This is a genomic window from Pseudomonas sp. BRM28, from assembly GCF_002939405.1.
GTDB classification, from domain to species: domain Bacteria; phylum Pseudomonadota; class Gammaproteobacteria; order Pseudomonadales; family Pseudomonadaceae; genus Aquipseudomonas; species Aquipseudomonas palmensis.
Genome location: NZ_PEFV01000001.1, coordinates 2,825,576 through 2,850,140 on the forward strand (window position 1 = coordinate 2,825,576; position 24,565 = coordinate 2,850,140).

Genomic DNA, 24,565 nt, shown 5'->3' on the forward strand with positions numbered 1-24,565 from the left:
CGCCGGTAACGTCGCTCAGCTGTCGGGAAACTCGACCGACAGCAGCCACTGGGTGAACGCCTGCAGCGCTGGCAACTGCTGATAGCGCGTGGCGTAGGTGAGGTAGTAGCCACGCCCGCTGTCCACCGGCTCGAACAACGCCACCAACTCGCCGCTGGCGATCTCGTCCTGCACCAGAATGCGTGGCACCAGCCCGATGCCGATACCGGCCACCGCCGCCTGGATCAGGTGGGCAGTCAGCTCGAAGCCCGGCCCCATGCGCATGGCCCGGTGCTGCAGGCCGTTCTGTTCGAACCAGTCGGCCCAGGCATGGGGGCGTGACACCACGCTGAGCAGGGCCTGCTGCGAGATGTCCGCCGGCGTCAGGCTGGCGTAGCCGGGCAGGGCGCCAGGGCTGGCCACCACCACCAGCGTCTCGGACAGCAGCCGATGAGCCACATGACCGGGCCAATGCCCGGTGCCGACACTGATGAAGGCGTGCATCTGATCCTTGTCCTGCTCGGCCGGGGCAATGCGCGAATGCATGTGCACCAGCACGCCGGGATGGCGGCGGTAGAAGTCATTCATGCGCGGCAGCAGCCACTTGGAGCCGAACGTGGGCAGCACCGCCAGGTGCAGCGGCCCGTCGCCGGCCTTGTGGGCGATGGTCTGCAGCGTCGCGTTGCGAATGCGGGCCAGGGCCGCGGCCAGCTCGTGGTGATACAGGGCGCCGGCGGCGGTGAGCTCGATATGCCGGCCCACGCGGCTGAACAACGCCACCTCCAGTTGCGCCTCCAGCGCCTGCACCTGGCGACTGACCGCACTCTGGGTCAGCGCCAGTTCTTCGGCCGCCTTGGTGAAGCTGCCATGGCGCGCCGAGGCCTCAAACGCGATAAGCACCGACATGGAAGGGGTGAGTCGTCTTGGATTCATTCATAAAGCTCATGCAAAAGTCACACGAAATTCAGTTGTAGGCCCGCTCCGCACACGGGAACATAGCCCCATAAAGCATGCGGCAGACCTTGCCTGGCTGCCAAGCATACGTGTTTTGAATGTGACGCTGCGTCATATATCGCCTCAGGATCCCTTGTCATGATTGCTCTGCTTGCCCCCGACCGTGTCCCCGCCAGCCATTACCAGCGTTTTCTCGATGCACTGCAGAGCGAGGGCTTCAGGGGCGAGGTCGCGCGCGACATGGGCCTGCGTACCGTGCTGGCCACCGACAACTCCATCTACCAGCGCCTGCCCCAGGCGGCCGTGTTCCCCCGTGACGCGCAGGATGTCGAGTTGCTGGCACGCCTGGTCGCCCAGCCGCAGCATCGCTCGGTGGTGCTCACGCCGCGTGGCGGCGGTACCGGTACCAATGGCCAGTCGTTGACCGACGGGATCATCGTCGACCTGTCGCGGCACATGAACAACATCCTCGAGATCAACGTCGAGCAGCGCTGGGTGCGGGTGCAGAGCGGGGTGGTCAAGGACCAGCTGAACGCCGCGCTCAAGCCCCACGGCCTGTTCTTCGCGCCGGAACTGTCCACCTCCAACCGTGCCACCGTGGGCGGCATGATCAACACCGATGCCAGCGGGCAGGGCAGTTGCACCTATGGCAAGACCCGCGACCACGTGCTCGAACTGAGCACCGTGCTGCTGGGCGGCGCACGCCTGGACACCGCACCGATCGACAACCCGCAGTTGCAGGCCTGTACCGCCCGTACCGACAAGGTCGGCGAAGTTTATCGCTGCGCCCAGGCCATTGCCGACGACAAGGCGGCGCTGATCGAGGCGATCTTTCCCAAGCTCAACCGCTGCCTGACCGGCTACGACCTGGCACACCTGCGCGAAACCCCCGACAGCTTCAACCTCAACAGCGTGCTGTGCGGTTCGGAAGGCTCGCTGGGCTTCATCGTCGAAGCCAGGCTCAATGTGCTGCCGATTCCCAAACACTCGATCCTGGTCAACGTGCAGTACGCCGCGTTCATGGATGCACTGCGCGACGCCAAGGCGCTGATGGCGCACAGCCCGCTGTCGATCGAGACGGTGGACTCCAAGGTTTTGATGCTGGCGATGAAGGACATCGTGTGGCACGGCGTGGCCCAGTACTTCCCGCCGCACCCCGACACCCAGACCCTGGGCATCAACCTGATCGAGTTCAGCGGCGACGACCTGGATGCCCTTGAACAGACCGTCGACGCCTTCATCCAGCACCTGCAGCGCGACACCTCGGTGGTGCGCCTGGGCCATACCCTGGCGGTGGGTGCCCAGGCGGTGAACCAGGTGTACACCATGCGCAAGCGCTCGGTCGGTCTGCTGGGCAACGTGCAGGGCGAGGCACGCCCGCAGCCCTTTGTGGAAGACACCGCCGTGCCGCCGGAGAACCTTGCCGACTACATCTTCGAGTTTCGCGCCTTGCTCGACAGCCACGGCCTGCAGTACGGCATGTTCGGCCATGTGGATGCCGGCGTGCTGCACGTGCGGCCGATCCTGGACATGAAGGACCCGGCCCAGGCCCAGCTGATCCGGCCGATTTCCGACGCGGTCGCGGCGCTTACGCACAAGTACGGGGGCCTGCTGTGGGGCGAGCACGGCAAGGGCCTGCGCTCGCAGTACGTGCCGGACTTCTTCGGTGAGCTGTACCCGGCGCTGCAGGACCTCAAGGCCGCGTTCGACCCGTTCAACCAGCTCAACCCTGGCAAGATCGCCACCCCGTCGAGCGTGCCGGCGGCGCGCCTGACCGAGGTGGACGCGGTAACCCTGCGCGGCGACCTGGACCGCACCATCGACGAGCGCGTGTGGCAACACTATGAAAGCGCCGTGCACTGCAACGGCAACGGCGCGTGCTACAACTTCGACCCCAACGACGCCATGTGCCCGTCGTGGAAGGCCACGCGCAACCGCATCCACTCGCCCAAGGGCCGTGCCTCGCTGATTCGCGAATGGCTGCGCCGCCAGGGCGAGGCGGGGGTGGACGTGCTGAACCTGGCGGGAGCGGGCAGGGTAACCGGTGTAGCGCAGCGCACCTGGAACTCCCTGGCGCGCCTGGTTGGGCGCAAGGACTTCTCACATGAGGTGTACGAGGCGATGTCCGGTTGCCTGGCGTGCAAGTCGTGCGCAGGGCAATGCCCGATCAAGGTCAACGTACCGGAGTTTCGCTCGCGCTTTCTGGAGCTGTACCACAGTCGTTACCTGCGCCCGATGAAGGACTACCTGATCGGCTCGCTGGAGTTCAGCATCCCGCACCTGGCGCGCTTGCCGCGACTGTACAACGCGATCATGGCCGCCACACCGGTGCGCTACGCGCTGCAGCACATGGCCGGCATGGTCGACAGCCCGCTGCTGAGCACCCATGACTTCGAAGCCGAGTGCAAGCGCTGGAACGTCAAGCAGGCAAGTGTGGGCGCCCTGGCCGCGTTGTCCGACGAACAGCGCAAGCGCAGCGTGATCCTGGTGCAGGACGCGTTCACCCGTTTCTTCGAAACGCCTCTGGCAGCCCAGTGGCTGGAGCTGATCAGCCGCCTCGGCTACCAGGTGTACCTGGCACCGTTTGCACCCAATGGCAAGCCGTTGCAGGTGCAGGGCTTTCTGGGGGCGTTCGCCAAGGCTGCGCAGTTCAACGCCAAGTCGCTGCTGCTGTTGCAGGCCTCGGGCGTACCCCTGGTGGGCCTGGACCCGGCGATGACCCTGGTGTATCGCCAGGAATACCGCAAGACCCTGGGCAACGACGGTGCCCCGACCGTGGCCTTGCCGCAGGAGTGGCTGGCGTCGGTGCTGCCAGAATCGGCAGCGGTGGTCGACGAAGAGGTCTACCAGTTCCTGCCGCACTGCACCGAAAAGACCAACGAGCCGGCGGCGATCGCGCTGTGGCAGAAGGTGTTCGAACGCATGGGGCTCAAGCTTCAGGTGCTTGCGAGCGGTTGCTGCGGGATGTCCGGTACCTATGGTCACGAGACCCGCAACGTGGCCACCTCCGCGATCATCTACCAGCAGTCCTGGCAACCGATCGTGGCCCGGCATGGGCAGGGTGGCCGGCTGCTGGCCGATGGTTATTCGTGCCGCAGCCAGGTCAAGCGCCAGGAGGGGCAGGGGTTGCAGCACCCGCTTGAGGTGTTGCTGGCGCGGGTAGCCCGGCAAGTGTGATGATGGCCTGGCCTTCCATTGACCCAAACGAGGAGCCATGACTGTAGCGACACGGCGCGATATCCCGCTGGACCTGATCAAGTGGCTGGCCATGCTGACCATGCTGTTGGATCATCTGCGCCTGTTGTGGCCCGACGCCCACGCCCTGTTCATACCCGGACGGCTGGCGTTCCCGCTGTTCTGCCTGGCGATCGCCGCCAACGTCGCGCGTTCGCGCCCTGGCCAGTTGCTCAGCCAAAGCAACACGCGCTACCTGGGCTGGATGCTGGTGTTCAGCGTGATATCCGAAGGGGTGTACCGCCCCATCAGTGCGCTGGGCACCCTCAATGTGATGTTCACCCTGACCCTAGGGCTGCTGATTGCCTGGGGCTTTCAGCATCGCAACACGCTCAGTGCTGCCTTGGCCGTGGGCGCCGCTGTCGCGGCCGCCTGGCTGGACGAGAGGCTGATGTACGGATTTCTCGGCTGCCTGCTGCCGGCGGCCCTGCTGTTGGCCATCAAGCGGCCGGGGCCGATATGGCTGGTGCCGGCCTTGCTCAGCGTGGCGGTCAATACCCGCAGCAGTTTGTGGGCGAGGGCGATGGAAGTGGACGCCTACTCACTGGCCGTACTCGGCACAGCGTTCCTTGCACCGCTGTTCGGCCTGTGGCTGTTACGCATGCCTCTCACCACCGGCATCTGGCCGGTACGCCATTGGGCGTACTGGTTCTACCCGGTGCATCTTGGCGCGCTGCAGGTCATACGCAAACTTATGTGAGCGCCGGGCCTTGCGAGCACTACGCAAGGCTAGGCATCATTCGCGCCTTCTTTTTATTCGGTGACAAGGACCGTTCGCATGCCCATCTACCTCGCAGCAGAGCAGGAACTCATCGTAGGCCAAGCCACTGTAATCGAGGCGCCCGCACAGGAGGGGGCCTTTGTTGTGGTGTTCGAGGACGACGAGGAGACCGGCTACTTCTATGCACTTGACACCACCGCTACCGATAACCCGATTCAGGATGCGTTGCACATCTACAACGTGGACGAGGTAACTGATCGGCAAAAGCCTTCGACAGTGAAGGTCGGCTGGTCCATGGACCATAGCAAGGCGGTATTGCTGATCAACGATCGCCCTCATGCCGTGTTTGATTTCACGGGCAAGCAGGGCTATTGCCATACGGCATTTCCACCACCTGTGGGTAACGGCTGGTCGGAGCAGGGCCATGAGTGGAATGACGATGCGCTGAAATTGTTTGCCTGATGAGGCAGCAATTTGACCAGGAGGGGGCAGGGTACAGGTAGGCGTGACCAGCTGCTTTCCACATTTCAATATAACTCAACTAAATAGTCCTTTAGTTGAGTTATAAGAAAAGGCTAGTTTAGCGGGGAGCAGGGGCACCCTTGAACCGCTGCGAATGCAACCTCACGAACGCTACTAGAAGAGACGCATTTTTGCAGCAACTTCGACGGTTTTACTGAGGTTGTAGCCGACAACGCGCCACTGTTCGTTTTCTTCAGCCAGCAGCACAGCCTCGGTGACGGTGAGGTTCGAAAAGGCCGATTGGGTCTGAACTGCAGCGTAATGCCCAGGCGGCGCATCAGGCAGCTGTTTGGTGAAGGTGATCTGTGCTCGATCACGTTGCTTCAGCTCGCCCAGGCCCATGCGCAACGTCCCGATGCCTTTTACCCAGTTCGACTCGGTCGTGGTTGCCTTGAGCGCGGAGCCCGCTGTGGCCCAGGTCATGTCGGTTCTTCCGGCATCGAGCAACATCAGGAACTGCACAGCGGTATCGACCACCAGGCGTTGCTGTTGCGCAGAGCCTGGATCGGATACTACGACTGCGGACGCCTGTGTACCGCTGGCGTTTGTGTTGAATGAAACATCGCAACCGGCAATCAGTAACAGGCTGCTTAGAACGGCGAAACATTGCTTCATGCAAAAACCTCGAAGGTTGAGGGGTCCAACGGACGAATGTGGTGTCCAGACGTTTAAAGGTGGCTCTTGTAGCTCATCAGGTACTCGGCATGGCCTGTCTGCGGATCGATCTGCTCCTTGATCACTGTAAAACCCTGAAACTGGTAAAAAGAGATGCTGCGTGAATTCTCCTTGTAAACCCCCAGGCTCAATTCGGTGCGCAACGATTTGACGTGTTCGAGCAATTGACGACCCAGCCCACGGCCTTGCTGGTCAGGGTCCACGAACAGTGCCGCCAGTTGGTTGTCCAGCAACGAGCAAAATCCCTGAACGGCGGATTGGTCTTCGATGACAATTGTCTGTGATGCAGGGATGTAGAGTTCGCGCATTGCCACGACATTGGATTGCCAATACGACGCGTCGATAAAGTCATGGGCCTTGATCGAAGCGCGCAACCAGATGTCGAGGACGCGTTCCATGTCTTGCGGTTCAAATGTTCTTACCATGTCGTCCCTTGAAGTGCGTGCAAGCGGTACAAAGCTTCTGAGTATGCCGCAAAGCGATTCGTGGTTGGAAAGCACGGGGTGCTCAGGGTTGAAATCTGGCCTGGCGTAGTCTTGAGCGGATGATACGATAGTACGCATAATGTATATTATGTTAAATCATGTGTAGCGTTGGTAAGTTCACGTTGTCCAATCCCACATACCTCCGGTCAAATCCCCACAAACCCCCGTTTCCCAGAAATTCAAAAGCTTGGGCTCCATTCATAATCCTATCTGCGCATGGCCCTTCACTAACCTCCGATTGATCCCATCCGATCCTCAACCCACTCGACCATGACACCCACCATGGCGATGCTGCAGCTTTCTGCTACAGGTTAAAGGAGCCATTACTCATTCTAGCCCCCTGGTTCTGTCATGACTCGGCCGGATTTTCCCTCCCTACGTTTACTGGAGGCCAAATCAGCTTCAATCTTTTCCTACGAATCTAGCTGTGGCTGATCGGCTAGCCCAGATAGACCCGGCAGCCCATCCCTTCATCAACATCTGGTACGTCGACAGGTATGTGAATTGGATTGCTCACAATTGGGCACAGAAAATCCTCACCGCCAGTACCACAGCTGCATTATGGGTCTGGAGAAAATGCTCAATTGGAGCTTTGCTCATGACCTGTCACTCGTTGACTGGCGCCGCAACGATTTTGAGAACTACGCAGAGTTTGTGCTCAACCCGCCAAAAGCTTGGACTGTGTACGGCAAACAGGCTCGCTTCGTGCAGGAACCCGGCGTCGCATTTGAGGGCTGGTCTATAAACCCAATCTGGCGCCCGTTCCTTGATTCCAGATCAATTGGTGATGACGGCGAAATCGAGAAAAATGTCTGGAAGCGAGAGATTCGCTGCGCGACGCAGTTTCTGGATTTTTACCTCAAGGATACTTCAGCCTCACGTGAAAACGTTGCCGCACAGCCCCTTGCTGATCTTGCTTTCAAGCAACCCGAAGTCACTCCCAAATTTCTTGGGCGTGCATGAATTCCGAATAATTGAGATGTACCTGATCATGGGTAGGTACTCGGGCCGCCGGCTCTGGAGCGTCATGGGAAACGCCAGGTCGCCCAGCCATCTCGATCAGTTCAATCGTAGGTCGGACGGACGCTCGGTTGAGCTTCGCTCAGCCAAGGATGGCTGGCTGCCGCTGTCACCTCATTTCGATGAAGTCTTTGGTCGTTACCTGCGTTACCTGAATATTGATCCGCTCCACCCTCTCCCATCGATTCCAACTTTCCCCAAAATTGGTTTGTATCCACGCTACAGCTCCAGCATCGCCCGCCTGCTGGCACAAGAACAGCCCCATGCTTCACGTCTGCACTCCCCTCGCCCATGCTGCTCTTACGAGCAGCTAGAGAAGCCATGTGCGAGGGTCAGGTTACCGCCATGCGGTCAGCATCAAGCCCTATCTGGCGCTCTACGGTGGTCGCTAAGCTGCTACCTTCGGCGCTCAGGCTAGAGCCATCCGTTCTCAGATGCCATTGACGAGGGCCTGGTGGTTGCGATGATGACGTCGTCCTCAGTGGTCACCGTTGCCAAGTACCCTTCATACTTCATCGCGTTGACCAACCTCCGATTTGACTCGGTGTTTCTCACCTTGATCTTCTTGACCTTCGCGCTCACGGTTTTGAAGTCCTCATCGTCGAGCAACCCTAGAGCTGCAGCAATGTCCGGCCACTTCATCCCGAGAAGACATTGTGTCAGCATTTCAGAGCGCTGCTCCGGGGTGAGGCTCGCGTTGCGAACCAGATGTCGCAGCACAGGCATCAGCGAATCAGCAAACCTTTCGCCAGCTTGATTGGCCAGCATCGATACACGGCCGAGCTCTGGAACCGCTTCCGGTTTGCTTTCAATCGTCTCCAGGCTAAGCCCTGACCACATCTGAATTTTCTGTGTGAGTGACAGCGCTTTGCTTCTGCTGAGCGTGAGCATCGTGTCAAGCTGGAGCGAGCTCATATCAATCTCTGCTTTTGCTAGATCCCACCGTTCAACCAGGTACTTGCCTTCGAAGTGTGGGCAAGTATTCAGTACGATCTCCCTGACTTCCGAGCTGTATGGCAAAAATGATGAGGCTACCAGCATGCCCCAGCGACCCTCAGGTAGCGTTGTTTTTATCATTGCTAGGTCTTGAAGCACGACGCCATCGAGCAATACCTGGAGCACGTCATTACTGATACCGGTGGAGCCCAGAAGATACTGTTGCAGCGACCAGTCTGCGCTCGTTGACTGCCACAGCGTGCCTTTGAGAGGCGAAGCATTCCGAGCGATGAAGCCGGTGAATACGGCTGTGGGTTCCGATCCGATTTCTTCGTCCGAGACGTTGCCGTCTGGCCCAACGACTTTCTCAAAAAAAATCCACACTGCGTCAGCTTTGGCCACCAAGCGATCACTCTCAAGTGCCTTTGCCCAAAGATATCTCGGGGCGTCAGTGAGTGTGTGTAGGTCACAGGTCGTGTGATCGAAGAGTCTATTTGTCAGATCGTGATCTGCGTCCACTTCTGCTAGTAAGCTGGTCAAGGAGTCGCTTGATTCATCCAGGACAGCGGACTGATCTAGCAATGCGCTACCGAGCTCATCGGCGTGAGAGAGCAGATAATTACCGAGCCCATTGATGCCCAAAGCCTGCAGCCTACGCAAGGACACGATGCCCACATCTGCAGGTTCGGATTTGGCGTCTTTAGAATCCTGCCCAGCTTCTGACTTCGCGCATATCAGCGATAGCATAGGCAGGTTGATCTTGATGCAGCCCCAGTCGATCAGCCTTTCGAGGTCTGCGAGACTCATCGTATGGCCCAGTGAGGCAAACTGGACTGGGTACGCCCTGAGCCACGCCCATGCTCCCACATTGCTCTCTAGTCCTGGCATCAGCCGTGAAGCATCTTCCAGCCCATCGATTGTAGGCACCAGATCCGTCGAGGAATCACCGGCCAGGGTCTTGAAGTCGGATTCCGGCAGGTTGTCGACGATTGCTTTGACGAAGGACTGACGGGCCTCGCTTCCTTCAAAAACGCCACCAGCGTCCCCCGTTTCCCTAGCGTTGAAAAGGCTATTAAACAGTTTGGGTTCGAGGCGGTACACGGCGCGAATAAATCCAGCCGCGTCTGTTCGACTCAAAAGCTCGCGCACTGCGATGGCCATTCGTTCGGTGTGCTCGTTCAGACCGCTCCTCAGTATATGGCCTAGCTGTGTGTCTGCTGAGCCAGCCGCGAGCGAGGTTGGTCGGGCGCTGAGACAGGCGATCAAATCGACGATGATCCCCCTACCCTCGTCGAGCTCGTCGCTCTTGAGCTTCTCCAGCACGGTACTCGGGCTGTCGACAGGCGTGGATACTTTAGGCAGCACGCCACGTCTCAATGAAAGGATCAGATCTTTGTCACCAGGCGTCAGCGATCCCTGATAGAAATAACCTAGGTAGTCGGTGTAGTCGGCATCGAGAAAGCCATGCTGCATTAGATAGCTCACGACATCCAAGCCTGGAAGATTGCTCCTTACGACCTCTCCATACCCTTTCTTGACGGCGGTCGTGAACGACATCCTGATGACCTGATCCGATTGTCTCTGCACCGCTGCGATTTCGTCCGCGATGGTGCTAAGTCGCCGCCCAAGCAAAGCATGGCGCCGCTCATAGGATGTGGCGGTGAGCAGCTCAGTCATTGAGATGTTCCGAGAGGCGTAACTAGTCGCCCGCCCATATTGCTCCACGGCATCCGTTGTGAGGGTCGTGGCATTAGTCTTCAGTAAGTCGAATACTTCGTCGGTTACGAATTCCTGCGGCGTGTACCGGGTACCACCGCCTCGCACATGAGTCGCGAGGCTGGAATCGGTCAATCGAAGAAGCGTGAACCAAACGTAGGCCCTCAGCTCAGTGACATTGTTGGCCAGCTCGGCGACTCGCTCATCCCGCTCAAGCCGCAGGTCATCAAGTCGCTTGGCATTGGCGCTGTTCTGCTGGATTTTCCAGGTATCGAGGCCCTTGATAACGCCATAGATCGCCCCCCTCCGTTTGACCAGGTCGGCATACGCGCCGGGATGGAGATTTCGGATGGCGACAATCGCAAACAGCTTGTCTGGCTCCAGGCATAGGCCGCTGGCAAGGATATTTGAAAACATATCGAATTCATTGACGATATTTTTCACCAGCCGGAGGTCATCGATGTAGTAGCAGACCGTCTCCACCAGTCGACGGTCGAGGTGTTCGCCCAAGGGTTTCGATTTGAAGGTTCGAAGGTTCAGAAGCTCCATCATCTTTTCCTGGGAGTTTTCCGAGTTGATGACGGGGATCACAGGGACGATGAGGTCAAAAAATTTGGTTTTCTCGCCGACGACGAACATCTCATCGCGCAGCGCGTAGACGAAATAGACAGGTCGTTTCACCTGAGGTGATTGCTTGATGATGAAATTGATTTCCCGCAATCGGGTGAACACGTCATGAATGCCGAATCGGTCGAGATCCTCAATGATCACCACGTCAATGCTGCTTCGCTCAAAGCAGTAAATGATCTCATCGATATTTTTGTGCAGGACGGAACCATGGTGAGTGGTCTCCAGTTTGCCGCCTTTGAGCGTCAACCCATCGATACTAAACAGCGAACCCAGCCTCAGACACGTGTGTAGCAGGTGTATGCATCCTAACGCGGCGATCCCGACGGCTAGAGGGCTCGGGATCAACAGCAGCCATTCCATGAGCCAAGTCGGCTCGATCCTTGGCAGCTTTTCCGCCACAGGAACGTAAAGTCTCAGCGCTGCCAAAATGAGGGCGCCATAGCAGAGCGTTTTCCACCAGATCTTCAGGCCGGAAGCCTGATCGATTCTCTTAAGGCGGGTCTTGGGAAGCGTCTTTGCTGGGACGGCGTACAGGAGCTGCTGGACGATCGTCTCCTCGATCCTAGCAACGAGATCGGATTCAGCCTTGTTTGCCTCGGATTTAGATTCCTGCCCTGCTTTGGTGGAGGGTTCGGAGGGCCGCGAAGAATCCGAGGCCACGTCGGTATCGCTAACAAGATCAGACGCCCCGGAGATTTCGTTATCCTTGCCGAAGGTAGCCAACGAAACAAACGCGTAGACAAACTCCGGGTGGCGGTGGACGAAGGTGCGAAGCACGCTGCTCTTCCCTGCCCCGTACTCCCCCGTAATAGCGATGTTCCTGACTTGATCGTTCCTCAGACCGTTTAATAACTCACGCTCATACCGCTGTATCTTCTCAGGCTCAATGAGCACAGGGGTTAGCGGCTGGAACAGATTTTCATGAGTAGGCGTGGCCAAGAACGCATAAGCGGCCTTGTAAGCAGCGACGACCGCGCAAGGGTATCGTTGTAGGGCGGCCAGCTTGCGGCGAGTCTCGTTGTTCCAGACGAGATAGGCATGTACTGCCCGGTGATAGATGGCGCGCAAGCGAATGAACATCCGTGTCTCCAAGCAGGCTGGTGGCTACCAGGCATTCATCTGCCGAAGACTGAATGATCGATCTTGGGTCTAGCGGGAAGGTGAACTTCCGGTGAGCCTGATATGAGGATTGGGATGATAGCTCACGGCCATCTTCGCCTGCGAACCCTTTGTTCACCAGGCAAGAGCTAGGCGCTAGCTTACCTCTGCACGATCCGCTGCATGAACAGGCCGGGAGAGGATTAATCAGGCTGAGAAGAACGCTATTTGGGCCGGCCTAGCCGGTGCTGCCGGATCGAGAATCTTGGGAGCTTGGACTTTATGTGCATACGGAGTATCGGTCAGCCGCTAGCCGCCAACAAAAATTACCATCACCATGCGCGGGGCCGCGCATACCCTCGCCTGCAAAATATGTGAGTTCATCTTGGAGGCTTACGACTGATGTCTGAATCGCCCCGGACTTTATAGACACATTCTTTGCTTCGTGGCCGCCCCCGGTAGCCCACGAGCGAAGCAATGCCGCGCCCGCAACGCACCTGCAGCGAGGCAAAAAAAGATCGTGGCCATTTGCTATATCGCCGAGTGCCTACTACTTTTCCAAGCGCCACCGTCGCGTCACCAGGAAGGTGGCCACCTCCCCCCCCCAGTCCATGCAGCAAGGAGCTCTCAGAATGGGTATCAGTGCCAAAGTAAATGCTGAGTTTATGATCGACAACAAGACCTACAAAGCTTCGCTCAACATCCCCAACTCAGCACCGACTGCCGATAAGCCGTTCATCTTCACTGTCACCTCCAAAGGCGAAGCCGCAGACGCGGTACTGCAGACACTTCTCGAAGTCGCTGTCGGCGCTACCGACCAGGTATACGTTGCAGTTGCCCCCCCCATGGACCTGATCTCCGACGCCATTGGTGGTGACGCCAAGGTCGTCCAGGCGCTCAACGTTGAAGTCTCCGAAGGCAAATACAAAGACGGGAAATTCGAAGTCAAGGCCTGACTCCTCCACGGTGGGGCATGTCACTATGCCCCACCGCATTGATGTACCTGCCTGCGGGAGGGCCCCTCGCCCATGGATATCCGCGTTACGGCGCACTTTGCCTGGTCGGAGATTTTTGGTCGCAAGATCGCCGCCCGAAGCAAGTGCCAGCTGGACCTGTCACGCCAGTACAGCCTGATCTATGCAGACTTGGGAGCAGAGGATGCACAGGGGTGGAATGTTCTCGCTGAACTCAACAAAGCCTTCGATATCGAGCTTCCGGCCGAATATCTGAGGGTGATGGATGCCGGGTTCTTCACATTCAGCCATTTCGGCAACGGGGCGGTCCCCCCGAACACCTCTTTGGACAAGATTTTCCCGCAATCGCCGGTTCCACTCAGTGTCTCCAGGGCCACCGAGCCGATGACCAATACAGCGGGGTTTTGGCTGACGGTAAGCCTCGACGATATCAAGCTGTTCGGCAGCCTGATCGAAATAGGGTACGCCTCGCCCTCTGGCGACGGTGACAAACTTTCACTCTGCGCGGTGCTGGCTAGAGGGACTGTCGCCGGCAAGGCGGTGAGTGACGCGATCTACTTGGCCAGCTTGCCGAACATCCGCTTGTTCAAGCTGTTCGGCTTTGAAGAGGTCGAGGTTCGATATCGCTTCAAGGAAGCCAGACAGCTCAATGTCAAAGGCAAGCTGCGTGTGTCCCTTTTTGATGAGAAGCAGTATCTGTTCGAAGGGGTACTGAACTCGGACGAGGTCAACAGAACCTTCTCAGCCTGCTTGAAAAGTGCCGAACCCGATCAAAGCGTTACCAGGCTCTTCGGCGACCAGATGCGTGGCATTTCCTTCCAGCGCCTGGTGTTCGGGATATTCGCTCGCTATGGCGACAACGAAGATCAACGAACATTCCAGGTCCAGGGTACGGTCAGAGTCGGCTCAGCCCAGCTGACCGGGTACATCTACCTGCAAAACGGCAAACCCCAGGTGGCCAGCATAAAAGTCGACAAGGCACTGTCGATCGGTGATGTGTTCAACCAATGCATCCCGGGGGCCCCGTGGCCGACCTCGCTCATCGACATCACCTTCAAGGCAGGCAGCGAGCTGTATTACCGCTCGGCCGCTGGAAGCCAACTCGCAAGACTGGAGACATTCTCATGCCCTTCCGAGGGGGACCTGCCCGATCGTCAACTTAGCGCCAGCATCGACTACCAGAATGGGTTCAACATCAGGGCGCTGTTCGACCTGACACTCGTCAAGACCCTGGAAGTGGTCGGCACGATCCAGATTGCCGAGGATGGCGTCACTGCCGATATCAGCCTGGGCAAGCCCATCGACCTCTTCATCGTGACCATCGCGGCATCACGCGCCTCACAGCCCATCGGCGGGCCTGCGTTCGAGCTGTCTACCGTCGAGAAGAAATCCTCTATGGGTTTCGTTGGCAGCCTATGGTTCATGCAGGAACAATTTGGCGTCGACGTCCGCGTGAAAGCCACCAGAAACGCGAAGGGAAACACCCAGGTCGACGGTACGCTCACGGCGCTATCGAACTACCCACCGTTCCTGCCCGCTGGCACATCCCTGGGGCTTCGGTACAGCAAGGACGGTGGCTTCCAGGTGACGAACTGGCCAAGTTTCGAGTATCTGACCAACGCCATCGATTTCATCAAGACACTGCAGAAACTCTCCGATCAGGGCAGCGCCGGGTGCGGCAAACTCGTCGGGTTCGCCTTCGAGAAGCTTCTACAGTCAAAATTCCGCGTGAGTGTCTCGTTTGGTACCCAGGAAAATGATGAGGGGGTAACGCTGGTCCTCGATGGGTCCTATACGCTCTGCGTCGCGCAGACCTCCCTCACCGCGGTAGCGATTCCATTTCCAGGGTTGGTGTCGATCCCCCTACCCAACTCGATCAGCTTTTCCGAGTTGGGCAACTACATCGAACGTGCTCTGGCTGCAGCAGCTGAATCATTTGTCAAAGCCCTGGTGAAAAACCGAGAGGCCATTGCTGCCGTCATTGGTCTCACCGCGGGAAAAGCCGCGGCCTCCTATGCCGCTACTCTTGCCTGCCAGGCCTTGATCGACGGTGTAGCAGCAGATGCTGTTGTTGCGACAGCTGCAGAGACCCTTGCCGCAGCCACGGCCGCAGAGGCGGGGGCCGGCGCTGCTGGGGCCCTGGTCGCCGGGGCCGTAGTCGCGGTTGCAGATTTCTTTTCTGGCACAGGCACAGGGACTGGCACTGGCACTGGCACTGGCACTGGCACTGGCGGCACAGGAACAGGAACAGGAACCGCGACACAGAGCCCGCCTGTTGATCCGCGAGTCACCATCACCAACCGTGTGGTCACTCTGACCTGGGGGGGTGGCCAGGGCAATGCGCGCTATCACGCGCAATTGCTCGACAGTGCCGCGACCATCCTGCTGAACAACCCGGACCTGGCGGGTGCGGCCCGGCAGACCCAGTTCGAGTTTGGCCCAGAGTGGCCTTCAGGCCCTTACACGGCCCAGGTCCAGGGTGTTCATGAACAATCGGCCACCCGCTGGGCGGCGGCTCCCTTCAACCGGCTGACAGCGCCGGCCCAACCCAGCGCTCAAGCAGACACCACGGTCCCGGCGCCAGCATATGGAGTGCAGCTGAGTTGGCCACCGATTGCCGGGGCCTCCTCGTACGAGCTCTCTACCCGCCTGCCCGGGAGTGCGACCGATAGGGTCCAGATCGAGCCCGGCGCAGATCAGTCGCTCCCACCTGCGACATACGCATTCATTTTCGAAGAGGCTTCCCCAGCGGGGGATTATCGCTTCAGCGTAACGGCCAAGGGTGGGCATGCATCCGTAGCGAGTCCAGACAGCGAGCCGCTGACGCTTGTACGTCCAGGCCAGCCCCAGGACTTCCAGGCCAGCAGTATCGGCAGCAATGTTGCGTTGCGCTGGCGTTCGGTTGCTGGTGCATTGCGCTACCAGGCATTGGCGCAGAAGAAAGGGGCTGCCCCTCTGGTTATTGAGCTGCACGCCCGGGAGGAAAGCGGCGTCGAGCATGCAGACTTCGCTCTACCCTGCCCTTCGCATTCGCCTTCCGTTTACCAGGTGCAGGTCTGGGCGCTGCCTGGCGCTGACCAGGTGAACTACGTAGCGGGCGTGCCGTCGGCCGTCGTCGAGGTGACGATTACGCCCTATGCAACCGCATCAGAAATGGCCACCGCGCTGCATGCCCTCACTATCGAGGGGAGCGCGTGCGGTACACAGTTGATAGCGGCATTCCCGAACCTGACACCGGACACTTTGGCCATCGCCATGGCGCAAGGCGGCTACCCGGCCATTGAGACCAGCAATGGCCTGCTTGCTGTGTGGCCTGATACCCCACCCCTTGAGCTGGCGACCGTACTCGCCCTGGCGTATCCCGATCCGTTGCAGTTTGCCGCCTCCCAGCGTGGCCAGGGCGTGCCTGGTGAGCTGTGCGCAGTCAATCTGTTGAAGGCATTCCCACAGCTTGGCGTATCAGAGATGGCGCGCGCCATGGCAAAGGCAGGTTACCCCGCAACGGACACCGCGACAGGCCTCAAGGTGGCGTACCCCGCCATCTCGCCTGTGGCGCTATCAACTGCGCTGGTGCTCGCTTATCAGTGACGCCGCCATGCCGAGCAAGAAGATCCACCGTTCAACTGCGTCATTCACCCCATTACAAACAGCGACTACGAGAGGTAAACAGCATGAGCACCGAAACCCTGATCAGCATCCTGCAGTCTCTTAAGCAACAAGGGCTGAGCCCCCTTGAGGCGGTCAAAGAGGCACTGGCCCAGCTCCAGTCACGTGCCCGAGGGGCTACCACCGACAACACCGCAGTGGCCGAAGCCGTGATCGAGGTTTTCTCGCCCCTGACCGCGACCCAACTCGCAATCATCCTGCACACCACCTATCCGGACCTGACTGCGCTTGACGTCGGGAAAACCATTCTCAACCCGAAAGTACTGCCAGCCACACCGGCCACCGAGATGAATGAAGCCCTTGGCAAGGCTGGTTTCGACGCCTCCAGCGTCAGTGATGCAGTGAACATCCTGTATCCGGTCACCGTGACCATTCAGGCCAATCAAGCCTGGCAGCAAAGCGGCCTGACAGTGACTGGCCGCCAGGTCACCCTGATTGCAGCGCAAGGCTCCTGGACTTCCAACCCGGCAACAGGGAAAACAGGCCCGGCCGGCAACACGAACTATCGCGCCAAGCAAGGCTATACCCTGCCAGGCCAGTTCGAGGGGGCCCTGATCGGCCGCATTGGCGACAACGCACCGTTTCTGGTTGGGCCTCAGGTCAAGGTGCCGGCAGGACAGTCGGGGGTCTTGCAACTGTGCATCAACGATGACCTCAACGGGATTTATGGTGCGGGCCTGACGGACAACGTCGGTAGCATGCAGGTAGACATCCGCACGCAAGGCGAATAGCCGATGCTGGCAGCCCGGTGGCTACCTCACCGGGCTGGCAGCCTCATTGCCCCGGCGCGCTGCCACGTTCCCCGAAGAGCAGCGTCACATTGACCCGTTGATTGAGGTAGCCCGGCCGGAAAGCCAGTGGCGCGGTGGCATGGAACAGATCTGAGTTGAAAATCACAGCGCGATTGCACCTGTAAGGGATGACTGTGCGCCGGGCTCCAGCCTCCTTCAGAAAGGCGGCAATTCGATCACCTTGGCGATTGTAGGTTTCGAAATCCCAGTCAGAGGGCGCCTCGACGTCGTAGACCACAAGCCCTCCCGAGTCGCGGTCAAGGTTTGCCTCGTCCGGCGTGATCCAGAAGTTCACGTTCACAGCGGCAAAGTCTGCATGGGGGTGTGTCGCAGGCTGGTCATGCTGGTACTTGAACCCCCACATCTGAAGCAATGGGTGATGCTTGCCGATAAGCTGGGGGAAGCAACGCCGAATCTCATCGGCAACCTGCAGCAGAAGCGGGCAATTGAAACCCTCCCTGAAGAACGCGCCGAGCCGACCATGAGCATATCGGTCGGTATGCCAGATGGTGGACTGCAAACAGAACGCCTGCACAAGCGCCAGTGCATCAGCAGACAGGAAGTCGTCGATCACGACCAGGCCCAGGGGGCTCTCCAGGTAATCGCGTTCAGCTCGCAGCAGCGCCTGGCTCATCTTCAAGGCCCCTTCTTGCAGTCGCGGAGCCTGCAACTGGTGCACATTACGCCCGTAGCTCGGGGGCAGCGCAGCGACGTTGGCCGGGGGTGTTGCCAAACTGTTGGGCTGTTCGAATGGTTGGAGAGCTGCCTCATAGCTAGCAATCTCCGCCTCAAGACGCGGACCAATCAGCTGGTGGTCTCGCAAATAGCGTAACTGCTCCAGGTCGTGGGCCAGCTTCGCCCGCGAAGCCCTCGGTACAGCACCACGCCCTTCGCAGGCACCGGGTTGAGACAGGCTGCGCTCGTCACCACGAACTACAGAGGCATAGTGCGCAGCCCACAGGCCCGCAGCGTCAAGGTCGTGAGTACGCAATGAAGTGCTGACGAGTTGCTCCAGGATCTCTGGATCGCGCGGGTACAGTTCGCCGAGGACCTCCCACATGCCACGGGCCGAGTCGTGCTGGCCCATGTGGCCATACAGCGTGGCCAGCAAAAAGGCCAGGTTGGCCCTGGCCAGGTCGAAGGCAGGCTGCAGGCTGATCGCAGCCTTGTAGCTCGAAATTGCGTCCTCATTGCGCCCCGATTGCTGCAAGGCCCAACCCAGGTTGTTATGGCCAACAGCCCAGTCAGGACACTGCTGCACAACGGCACGAAAGCATGCCAGTGCGGCATCGAACTCGCCCTGATCGCACAGGGTACAGCCCTCCTCCAGCAGCACCGATACGGTCTGCTGCGCGCAACCATTGCCTGCAGCCTCTGGCGTGGTGCGCAGGGCACCATATTTCGCCATCCAGACTTGCGCACTCACGCAAAGCCTCTGAACGGGTCAAGGGCAGCCTTCATCTTCATGGCGCGGCCGAAAGCGTCCTTGTCGGTACTTTCAGCAGCCTCATTCCCGTCATCGCCAATCGCGGCGCTCGCACCGCCAGTGTCATTCAATGCAGCCCAGGCAGGCTCGGTCTCAAGAGACCTTGCGCCGTAGGCTCGAATCACACCGGTTATGTTTGTACTATCCCTTTCAGCGTGCATGGTCCGTCCTTGGAATCGAGCATCAGGTGGCTCGTGGAGCCGGGTTGCGAAACGCCAAGCATAGCCACTGTATCGCCACCATCCACTAAAAGTGCAGCTACAGGTGGAAATGCCCCGCAGCCTCGGGCTGATAGAGCACCTTCCGGATCTCGATCCGGCGGGTTCGATCAGCGATTCGCCAGTCGATGGCGTCCCCCTCCTGATAGCCCAGGATCGCGGCGCCGATGTCGGAACACACCGAATGCTTGCCGGTGCTGCTGTCCGCGTCTTCGGGGTAGACCAACGCCACTTCGATCTCCTCGTCGTCCAGCTGCAACAAGGCCCTGGAGTTCATCGTGACGACATTGCGCGCCACCTGCTGCGGCTTGACGACGATGGCCCGCTCGAGCTCATGCTCGAGTTCCACCACGGTCGGGCCTTCCTCTAGCGCGATCAGGCCCTCGAGCCTGGCCTTGTCGATTTCTGTGATGTAGATCCCGGTGGAGTCGCCCACGGCACCTTCGCGCAAGAACGTGAGGTAGCGCCCCATCGTCATGGCAAATGACTTCAATGTCGGGGTTTCGCTCTCCAGCACAAAGCCGCTGCGTACAAAGGCTTTCAGCGAGCGCGTGTTGTCCGGGTGAATCTTGGCGATGAGCTTCTTGGCCCGCATGTCGAGGAAGGCCAGTTTCATGCCTTCGCGAATCGTACGGGCGCCAAGGTTTCGGCCCCACTTGTCGCTGTCTCCGATGACCAGGACGATCTCGCAGTTGGAGCCAGTCTTGACGAGGCGGACAAAGCCGACCGGGGCGTCATGCCGGTCATAGGCCATGAAGAATCGGCCGCCCCGATTGAATAGATGGGTCAGGATCGGCAATTGAGTCCGATCGATGGCTTGTTCGATGGAGCGAGAAACATCACGCGAATCACTCAGATAGCAGGTAACACGTTCGTCTTCCAACCAGTCCATCAACGTCAGCGCATGTGCCCGGGTAATTTCAGGGCACAGCGAAATGAAAGGCCTGTTCATCTTCACCACACTTGATATGCAAAGGATGAAAGCCCTTCATGGCGATTGCCATGACGGTTCTTTCGGCAACCGGCCATCTTAAGACATAACGCCAGAATGGCGAACAGTTTGCGCACTTTCCTCCCCCCTCACCGCCTGCGTCCGAACGTCGCAGCAAAGTGACTTGGCAAATGCCGCGCAATGCTTAAAATCTCGCCTCCTTTTCTACAGTCTGCAGGGGGCATCGCCCTGCCCTGGCTGGCCCTTTCCTGCCGTTCGATACATCGCGCGTACTGCCCGAAGGCGCCGTGCAGCAGGTCACTCGAGGTTTTTATGTCTCCGCGTTTGCTGGCCATGGCGCTGGCGCCCCTGCTGGGCCTGTTCATCATCGCCCTGGGCAATGGTGCCTTGTCGTCCTTGACCACATTGCGCCTGGGCGAAGCCGGGGAATCGGCCACGATGATCGGTATCGTCGCCTCGGCCTACTTCATCGGCCTTACGCTAGGCGCCCTGTTCAACGACCGGCTGATCCTGCGGATCGGCCATATCCGTGCCTACAGCAGCTTCGCCTCGCTGATTGGCGTCACCATCCTGCTGCAGGGCATGTTCTATGACACCTGGGGCTGGTTCGTGCTGCGCCTGATCAACGGCTGGGCCACCGTCGGCGTGTTTCTGGTCATTGAAAGCTGGCTGCTGCTGGCCGGTGACGCAAAGATCCGCGGGCGCCTGCTAGCGCTCTACATGATCGCCCTGTACGGCGCTGGCGTGCTGGGCCAGGCAACCCTGGGCGAGATCACCGGTTGGGGCGACACGGCGCCATTCATGGTCGCCGGCATGCTCGCGTCCTTGTCGGTGCTGCCGATCGTGATCCTGCCGCGGGTGTCGCCGCTGCTCGACCAGGTCGAGCCGCTCAAACCACGACAGCTGCTGGGGGTGACGCCTACCGGTTTGGTGGGTTGCTTTGGCTCAGGGGTGGCCATTGCCGCCGTGTATTCGTTGCTTCCGCTGTACCTGCAGCGTATCGGCCACGATATCGGCGAAGTCGGCAGCCTGATGGCCTGGACGATTCTCGGGGCAATGCTGCTGCAGTATCCCGTAGGGCGCTGGTCCGACCGCAGGGACCGCCTGGAAGTGCTGACCGTGCTGGCGGGGGTATGCAGCGTGCTGTCGCTGGCCGTGGTACTGCTGCCGCTGTCCGCGACGCTGCTGGCCGCACTGCTGTTCCTGCTGGGCGGCGGCGTGTTCGCGCTCTACCCGGTAGCGGTCAGCCATGCAGCAGACCGCGCGTCGCCCGAGGCGCTGGTACCCATGATTCAGGGCCTGCTGCTGATCAACTCGCTGGGCTCTGCCATGAGCCCGCTGATGATCTCGCCGGTCATGACATCGCTGGGCGAAAACGGGCTGTTCTGGGCCTTCGCGGTGGTCAACCTGAGCATGGTGACGTTTTTCGTCTGGCGTCGCGGCAAGCGCCCGGTACCGGTCAATCCTGCGCCGTTCACGGCCTCGGCAACCTTTTCACCTACCGGTGCCGAGTTGCGCCTGACAGAAGACCTGATGCAGGCCGTGCAGGATCACCCGCCGATGCCCGATGCGGTCAACGGCCAGGCCGCCCCCAAGCCCGCGCCACACTGCGAGCCTGGTTGAAAGAGGCTACAGTGGAGCGTCCCGAGACCCCGAACGCGTTGATCGAGCGTTCACCTTGGGTCGAGAGGCACTGCTTCAGCAGTCGACAGCCTCTTGGGCAACTCGCAATCTGCTCGAAACTGCCGGAGGACGCATGAACCGTTTCAATCCACGAAAGCTTGGGCTGTCAAAGTGGACCGCCTGCCAGCCGGTCAACCGTGAAAAGCACTTCCTGGTCACCGAGTTGATTTGCGATGAGCACGGCACACCCCTGCAGATCGAACTGCAGGCCGTGCACAGCGGGCGAAAACAACTGCTCGACTGGCAGGAACTCAGGGATAGCCAGCGCTGGAAAATCGGATGGTGCTGAACGGCACATTCTGGGTATGGGACGATCAACCGATCGCCTTGTGAATCCTTTGACTGGCAGCATGGATCTCGCAAACCAGTTGCCTCACCGCCTCCTCAACCGTGCCTTCATTACGGCACAGCACCCACCCGTTATCCGCAACCGCCTGCTCGAATGCCTGCGTGGCAGCAACCTGCTCCTCCAGGCTGAACATCACGGTACTGCCCAGCCCTCGGGTTCTGGCCGCCGCCCTCGCCCACGAAATCTGCGGGCTGGTAACCACCCCGACGTGCAGGTCCGGCACACTCACCTCGCGCTCGAGGTTCAACCGCAGAATCTCGGCAAACGGCACTATCCGGCGAAACGCCGCATCCGATGGATACCAGCGGTCGATCAGGATGATGCTGTTGGGCGGCTGCCTGGTCAGCACCTGCCGGGAAATCCAGGCCCGGCTCTCGGCAAGGCGTTCGCAAACCGCCCACTCCAGCGACCGGCTGGGGTTTCTGACCAGTGCGTTGACGAGCGCCATCGTCTCGCCCCGGCCGGGGTCGCTGTTTTTCTCGGACAGCCGGACCACCTTTCTGCCGTCCGCCCGCAGTGCCTGGGTCACGGCTTCCAGCAGCGTGGTCTTGCCGGTTCCCTTGGGGCCATCCAGCGAAACGAAAAGCGGACGGTTCATTGTTGTTGCGCCTCTGGTTGTGTCCATCAGTCATGAGCCGGCATTCTTGCACACCCGCTCCCCAGCAGACACCGAGGCACCTCCGTCAATGGACCCGACACTCACCCAGGCCCTTGCGCAACTGCGCCGCGCCCTGCCCATCGGCCTGCGCCACGCCCGGGCCCTGCTGCAACGCTGCGCCGGCAACCCGCAGCAGGCCGCCGAGCTGTACAAGGCCGAACTGCTGCAGGTGCTGATGGAAAAATCCGGTCTGCCACACCACCAGGCCCGCCAGTACCTGCACAGTGCGGGCTACGACCTGAGCCGCGCCTTGACCGCCCTGGACGAAGCGCGTTTCACCCTGACCCAGCGCATTCTGCGCCACCATCACCAGGACAAGCCACGCGCCCTGGACCTGATCGCCCAGGCCATCGAAACCGCCGAACAGCTGCCCCGCCAGTACTGGCTGGATTTCGAGCGCCTGGATCAACTGCCCGCGGCGCTGCGCTGCTTCATGGTGATCCACGAATGGCTGGCCTTCGAGCAATGGGAAGGCTTTGACAGTGCCCTGCACTTTCACCTGCCCCAGGCCATCGCCCAACTCAGGCACCTGCAGCTCGATGCCCTGGCGCACACACTGGAGCAGGCCGATCAGCGCCAGCAGCACCTGCGCCAGGCCCATGCCGATGAAAGCCACGTCGAGCTGGCCATACGGGTCCAGCAGGACCCGTTCTTCGACGCCTGCCAAACCCGCTTCAACCAGCAGCGCACGCAGCTCGACGAGCAGCTGTACGCGTGGGTGGAGCGGCACATGGCGCAGTTTCCCGCCTGAGCTGCGCCCCTGCAGCGCGCAAGCCGGTAGACTGCCGCCCTCCCCGACGGACCTCGGATTCCCCCTCATGGAACTGCACTACCGCATCACCCCCGACCACCTCCAGTCCTTGATCGCCGAAGCGCTGAAGCAGGAACTGCTCAAGCAGGACGAGCAACAGGCCCGCGCCCTGGCCACCTTCGCCAGGTGGCAGAGCCGCCTGATCGGCCCGCTGATGTTCGCCCTGTGCCTGATCGGCGCCCTGCTGGCGGTGTATCTCCCGGAGCGACGCATCACCCCGGAGAAAGCCATCGCCCTGCTGCTGTTCACACTGGTGTTCATCCCGCTGTGGTGGCGCTTTTCCGGGCGCTGGCTCGGCCACCTGCAAGCGCGGATCGCCGCCAACCACGCCAAGCCCCGGGCACCGGTACGCGGGCTCAACCAGCGCCTGATCGAGGCCAGGCTTCGGGTACCCCTGAAATCGGCCCAGGACACGTACAAGCTGAGCTTCGATGATCAGGGCTTCACGCTGGACAAGGCCCGGGGCGGCAAGACGGTCCTGGCCTGGGAGCAAGTCGTACACCTGCTGGAAACGCCGGACTTCTACCACGTGGCGAGCGCAGCCATGCGCGCCAAGGGCATGGCCTGCCTGATTGCCAGGCACAGCGAGCTGATGCCGGCGCAGGACTATCAGCAAGGTCTGCAGGCGTTTCTGAGCCACTGCCCGGTCACGGCTAGCGCCCCGGCCACGTCTTGCCCCTCAACCCCGAAGTAGCCCTCGCCCGGCCTGGGCGCAGGTGGTAATTCGGCCAAAGCACAGGGAAGCAATGCCATGGCAACGCGCCGGTGCTGCATGCAGCCACGGCGAACGTATAAGGTAGGCCGCACAACAATCCAACTACCAAGGAGACAGCCATGACCCTGTTCTGCCGGCTTAGCCTGCTGTTGCTGATCGTGGGAATGCTGCTGGGCGAGATCGTGATCGCCAGCGTGGGGCTGGTGGGCGTGTGCGGTGCGGCGCTGTACATCAGCATCCGCGAGGACACCCCGCAGGCGCCCCCCGCCGAGCCGGAGTTTCTCGCCTAGCC

At 60.1% G+C, this 24,565-nt stretch carries 18 protein-coding genes and 1 pseudogene; 12 read left to right on the forward strand and 7 right to left on the reverse strand.

Features of this window, described 5'->3' with window-relative positions; all coding sequences use genetic code 11:
- Window positions 1-15: 15 nt before the first annotated feature.
- On the reverse strand, window positions 16-912 hold the full coding sequence (locus CR917_RS13435; RefSeq protein WP_078480977.1) for a LysR substrate-binding domain-containing protein: 897 nt from the start codon (window positions 910-912) through the stop codon (window positions 16-18).
- Window positions 913-1,071: 159 nt separating this feature from the next.
- Between CR917_RS13435 and CR917_RS13440 the strand changes: the two genes are divergently transcribed.
- The 3 genes from CR917_RS13440 (at window position 1,072) to CR917_RS13450 (ending at window position 5,350) form a co-directional block, all read left to right on the forward strand.
- The gene (locus tag CR917_RS13440; RefSeq protein WP_043862794.1) at window positions 1,072-4,110 is read left to right on the forward strand and encodes an FAD-binding and (Fe-S)-binding domain-containing protein; all 3,039 of its coding nucleotides are present in this window, start codon (window positions 1,072-1,074) and stop codon (window positions 4,108-4,110) included.
- Between the two features lie 37 nt (window positions 4,111-4,147).
- Window positions 4,148-4,867: a TraX family protein gene (locus CR917_RS13445; RefSeq protein WP_043862795.1), complete on the forward strand. Its 720-nt coding sequence runs from the start codon at window positions 4,148-4,150 to the stop codon at window positions 4,865-4,867.
- A gap of 78 nt (window positions 4,868-4,945) precedes the next feature.
- Complete coding sequence (locus CR917_RS13450; RefSeq protein WP_043862796.1) at window positions 4,946-5,350, forward strand: DUF2251 domain-containing protein; 405 nt, start codon at window positions 4,946-4,948, stop codon at window positions 5,348-5,350.
- Between the two features lie 174 nt (window positions 5,351-5,524).
- Here CR917_RS13450 and CR917_RS13455 read toward each other — a convergent pair whose 3' ends face one another.
- Together CR917_RS13455 and CR917_RS13460 are read right to left on the reverse strand one after the other, a co-directional pair.
- The gene (locus CR917_RS13455; protein ID WP_058540192.1) at window positions 5,525-6,025 is read right to left on the reverse strand and encodes a DUF4019 domain-containing protein; all 501 of its coding nucleotides are present in this window, start codon (window positions 6,023-6,025) and stop codon (window positions 5,525-5,527) included.
- A gap of 53 nt (window positions 6,026-6,078) precedes the next feature.
- Entirely contained in the window at window positions 6,079-6,510 is a 432-nt protein-coding gene (locus CR917_RS13460) for an N-acetyltransferase (protein WP_104572462.1), read from the reverse strand.
- 564 nt (window positions 6,511-7,074) lie between these two features.
- Between CR917_RS13460 and CR917_RS27730 the strand changes: the two genes are divergently transcribed.
- Window positions 7,075-7,533 carry a hypothetical protein gene (locus CR917_RS27730; RefSeq protein ID WP_231390589.1) on the forward strand — a complete coding sequence of 153 codons (459 nt, stop codon included), beginning with the start codon at window positions 7,075-7,077 and terminating at the stop codon, window positions 7,531-7,533.
- A 471-nt stretch (window positions 7,534-8,004) separates the two neighbouring features.
- Here CR917_RS27730 and CR917_RS13470 read toward each other — a convergent pair whose 3' ends face one another.
- Window positions 8,005-11,952 (reverse strand): hypothetical protein, encoded by a 3,948-nt coding sequence (locus CR917_RS13470; RefSeq protein WP_104572463.1) that lies wholly within the window; start codon window positions 11,950-11,952, stop codon window positions 8,005-8,007.
- Between the two features lie 650 nt (window positions 11,953-12,602).
- Between CR917_RS13470 and CR917_RS13475 the strand changes: the two genes are divergently transcribed.
- The 3 genes from CR917_RS13475 (at window position 12,603) to CR917_RS13485 (ending at window position 17,341) form a co-directional block, all read left to right on the forward strand.
- The gene (locus CR917_RS13475) at window positions 12,603-12,926 is read left to right on the forward strand and encodes a hypothetical protein (protein WP_104572464.1); all 324 of its coding nucleotides are present in this window, start codon (window positions 12,603-12,605) and stop codon (window positions 12,924-12,926) included.
- Between the two features lie 72 nt (window positions 12,927-12,998).
- Window positions 12,999-16,532: a hypothetical protein gene (locus CR917_RS13480; RefSeq protein ID WP_104572465.1), complete on the forward strand. Its 3,534-nt coding sequence runs from the start codon at window positions 12,999-13,001 to the stop codon at window positions 16,530-16,532.
- An 83-nt stretch (window positions 16,533-16,615) separates the two neighbouring features.
- Window positions 16,616-17,341 carry a hypothetical protein gene (locus tag CR917_RS13485; protein ID WP_100632749.1) on the forward strand — a complete coding sequence of 242 codons (726 nt, stop codon included), beginning with the start codon at window positions 16,616-16,618 and terminating at the stop codon, window positions 17,339-17,341.
- A 43-nt stretch (window positions 17,342-17,384) separates the two neighbouring features.
- On the opposite strand, the gene CR917_RS13490 is transcribed toward CR917_RS13485, so the two are convergent.
- Both CR917_RS13490 and CR917_RS13500 read right to left on the reverse strand, forming a co-directional pair.
- A complete protein-coding gene (locus CR917_RS13490) occupies window positions 17,385-18,827 on the reverse strand; it encodes a tetratricopeptide repeat protein (RefSeq protein ID WP_100632748.1) in 1,443 nt (480 codons plus the stop codon).
- A gap of 318 nt (window positions 18,828-19,145) precedes the next feature.
- Window positions 19,146-20,109 (reverse strand): annotated as a pseudogene (locus CR917_RS13500) (GNAT family N-acetyltransferase).
- A gap of 260 nt (window positions 20,110-20,369) precedes the next feature.
- On the opposite strand from CR917_RS13500, the gene CR917_RS13505 reads away from it, so the two are divergent.
- Together CR917_RS13505 and CR917_RS13510 are read left to right on the forward strand one after the other, a co-directional pair.
- Window positions 20,370-21,680 carry an MFS transporter gene (locus CR917_RS13505; protein WP_104572466.1) on the forward strand — a complete coding sequence of 437 codons (1,311 nt, stop codon included), beginning with the start codon at window positions 20,370-20,372 and terminating at the stop codon, window positions 21,678-21,680.
- 133 nt (window positions 21,681-21,813) lie between these two features.
- On the forward strand, window positions 21,814-22,029 hold the full coding sequence (locus tag CR917_RS13510) for a TIGR02450 family Trp-rich protein (RefSeq protein ID WP_054914496.1): 216 nt from the start codon (window positions 21,814-21,816) through the stop codon (window positions 22,027-22,029).
- Between the two features lie 25 nt (window positions 22,030-22,054).
- Here the strand turns inward: CR917_RS13510 and CR917_RS13515 are convergent, their stop codons facing one another.
- Complete coding sequence (locus tag CR917_RS13515; protein ID WP_104572467.1) at window positions 22,055-22,687, reverse strand: dTMP kinase; 633 nt, start codon at window positions 22,685-22,687, stop codon at window positions 22,055-22,057.
- Between the two features lie 88 nt (window positions 22,688-22,775).
- Here CR917_RS13515 and CR917_RS13520 point away from each other — a divergent pair, with 88 nt between their 5' ends.
- The 3 genes from CR917_RS13520 (at window position 22,776) to CR917_RS27420 (ending at window position 24,563) form a co-directional block, all read left to right on the forward strand.
- Window positions 22,776-23,498, forward strand: coding sequence for a hypothetical protein (locus CR917_RS13520; protein WP_104572468.1), 723 nt, complete (start codon window positions 22,776-22,778; stop codon window positions 23,496-23,498).
- Window positions 23,499-23,565: 67 nt separating this feature from the next.
- Entirely contained in the window at window positions 23,566-24,252 is a 687-nt protein-coding gene (locus tag CR917_RS13525; RefSeq protein WP_104572469.1) for a hypothetical protein, read from the forward strand.
- A 140-nt stretch (window positions 24,253-24,392) separates the two neighbouring features.
- Entirely contained in the window at window positions 24,393-24,563 is a 171-nt protein-coding gene (locus CR917_RS27420) for a hypothetical protein (RefSeq protein WP_173925048.1), read from the forward strand.
- The last annotated feature ends 2 nt before the right edge of the window (window positions 24,564-24,565 follow it).

Bases quoted from the DNA above. Each gene is read 5' to 3' on its own strand.
- CR917_RS13435 (WP_078480977.1), bottom strand. From the start codon at position 912: ATGAATCCAAGACGACTCACCCCTTCCATGTCGGTGCTTATCGCGTTT.
- CR917_RS13440 (WP_043862794.1), top strand. From the start codon at position 1,072: ATGATTGCTCTGCTTGCCCCCGACCGTGTCCCCGCCAGCCATTACCAG.
- CR917_RS13445 (WP_043862795.1), top strand. From the start codon at position 4,148: ATGACTGTAGCGACACGGCGCGATATCCCGCTGGACCTGATCAAGTGG.
- CR917_RS13450 (WP_043862796.1), top strand. From the start codon at position 4,946: ATGCCCATCTACCTCGCAGCAGAGCAGGAACTCATCGTAGGCCAAGCC.
- CR917_RS13455 (WP_058540192.1), bottom strand. From the start codon at position 6,025: ATGAAGCAATGTTTCGCCGTTCTAAGCAGCCTGTTACTGATTGCCGGT.
- CR917_RS13460 (WP_104572462.1), bottom strand. From the start codon at position 6,510: ATGGTAAGAACATTTGAACCGCAAGACATGGAACGCGTCCTCGACATC.
- CR917_RS13470 (WP_104572463.1), bottom strand. From the start codon at position 11,952: ATGTTCATTCGCTTGCGCGCCATCTATCACCGGGCAGTACATGCCTAT.
- CR917_RS13475 (WP_104572464.1), top strand. From the start codon at position 12,603: ATGGGTATCAGTGCCAAAGTAAATGCTGAGTTTATGATCGACAACAAG.
- CR917_RS13480 (WP_104572465.1), top strand. From the start codon at position 12,999: ATGGATATCCGCGTTACGGCGCACTTTGCCTGGTCGGAGATTTTTGGT.
- CR917_RS13485 (WP_100632749.1), top strand. From the start codon at position 16,616: ATGAGCACCGAAACCCTGATCAGCATCCTGCAGTCTCTTAAGCAACAA.
- CR917_RS13505 (WP_104572466.1), top strand. From the start codon at position 20,370: ATGTCTCCGCGTTTGCTGGCCATGGCGCTGGCGCCCCTGCTGGGCCTG.
- CR917_RS13510 (WP_054914496.1), top strand. From the start codon at position 21,814: ATGAACCGTTTCAATCCACGAAAGCTTGGGCTGTCAAAGTGGACCGCC.
- CR917_RS13515 (WP_104572467.1), bottom strand. From the start codon at position 22,687: ATGAACCGTCCGCTTTTCGTTTCGCTGGATGGCCCCAAGGGAACCGGC.
- CR917_RS13520 (WP_104572468.1), top strand. From the start codon at position 22,776: ATGGACCCGACACTCACCCAGGCCCTTGCGCAACTGCGCCGCGCCCTG.
- CR917_RS13525 (WP_104572469.1), top strand. From the start codon at position 23,566: ATGGAACTGCACTACCGCATCACCCCCGACCACCTCCAGTCCTTGATC.
- CR917_RS27420 (WP_173925048.1), top strand. From the start codon at position 24,393: ATGACCCTGTTCTGCCGGCTTAGCCTGCTGTTGCTGATCGTGGGAATG.